Below are 898 nucleotides of genomic sequence, written 5' to 3' on the forward strand. Positions count from 1 at the left end.
TGGTGCGGTCGAGAGGACTTGAACCTCCACGGTGTTAACCACCACTAGGCCCTCAACCTAGCGCGTCTACCGATTCCGCCACGACCGCATATTAAGATGGAGCGGAAGACGGGATTCGAACCCGCGACCCCGACCTTGGCAAGGTCGTATTCTACCACTGAACTACTTCCGCATAAGTATTTAGAGATGCGGGTGAAGGGACTCGAACCCCCACGTCAAAGACACTAGATCCTAAGTCTAGCGCGTCTACCAATTCCGCCACACCCGCATGTGAAATTACGTATTGAATAAAAAATAATGAGAAATGGTGAGCCATGCAGGGCTCGAACCTGCGACCCTCTGATTAAAAGTCAGATGCTCTACCAACTGAGCTAATGGCTCATTAAATTTTAATGGGGCGGCTGAAGGGAATTGAACCCTCGAATGCCGGAATCACAATCCGGTGCGTTAACCACTTCGCCACAACCGCCATGAAAAAATGGTGCCGGCGAAAGGATTCGAACCCTCGACCCTCTGATTACAAGTCAGATGCTCTACCAACTGAGCTACACCGGCGTGTTATATGGTGGCTTTGGACGGAATCGAACCGCCGACACAAGGATTTTCAGTCCTTTGCTCTACCAACTGAGCTACAAAGCCATACGTATTGAATTAAAAATGGCGGTCTCGACGGGATTCGAACCCGCGATCTTCTGCGTGACAGGCAGACATGTTAACCCCTACACCACGAGACCGTTTTAAGTCATATCGACTTTACCTATTTTAAAGGTCATTCTATGTAAAGTCAATAACTTTTTTAAAAAAATAAAGCCTGGCAACGTCCTATCCTCACAGGGGGAGATCCCCCAACTACTTTCGGCGCTGAGACGCTTAACTTCCGTGTTCGGCATGGGAACGG

8 tRNA genes and 1 rRNA gene are annotated in these 898 nt (G+C 49.2%); all 9 read right to left on the reverse strand.

Annotated features, from left to right (window positions below):
* Window positions 1-88, reverse strand: a tRNA-Leu gene (locus KNO69_RS15165).
* A 9-nt stretch (window positions 89-97) separates the two neighbouring features.
* A tRNA-Gly gene (locus tag KNO69_RS15170) sits at window positions 98-172 on the reverse strand.
* A 15-nt stretch (window positions 173-187) separates the two neighbouring features.
* Window positions 188-268: transfer RNA gene (locus tag KNO69_RS15175), tRNA-Leu, on the reverse strand.
* A gap of 37 nt (window positions 269-305) precedes the next feature.
* A tRNA-Lys gene (locus tag KNO69_RS15180) sits at window positions 306-381 on the reverse strand.
* A 12-nt stretch (window positions 382-393) separates the two neighbouring features.
* A tRNA-His gene (locus KNO69_RS15185) sits at window positions 394-469 on the reverse strand.
* A gap of 10 nt (window positions 470-479) precedes the next feature.
* Window positions 480-555, reverse strand: a tRNA-Thr gene (locus KNO69_RS15190).
* A gap of 8 nt (window positions 556-563) precedes the next feature.
* Window positions 564-639, reverse strand: a tRNA-Phe gene (locus KNO69_RS15195).
* 19 nt (window positions 640-658) lie between these two features.
* Window positions 659-734, reverse strand: a tRNA-Asp gene (locus KNO69_RS15200).
* 75 nt (window positions 735-809) lie between these two features.
* Window positions 810-898 (reverse strand): 5S ribosomal RNA (rrf, locus tag KNO69_RS15205); the annotation flags it as partial.

It is taken from the genome of Exiguobacterium sp. s131, from assembly GCF_018617345.1.
GTDB lineage: Bacteria > Bacillota > Bacilli > Exiguobacteriales > Exiguobacteriaceae > Exiguobacterium > Exiguobacterium profundum.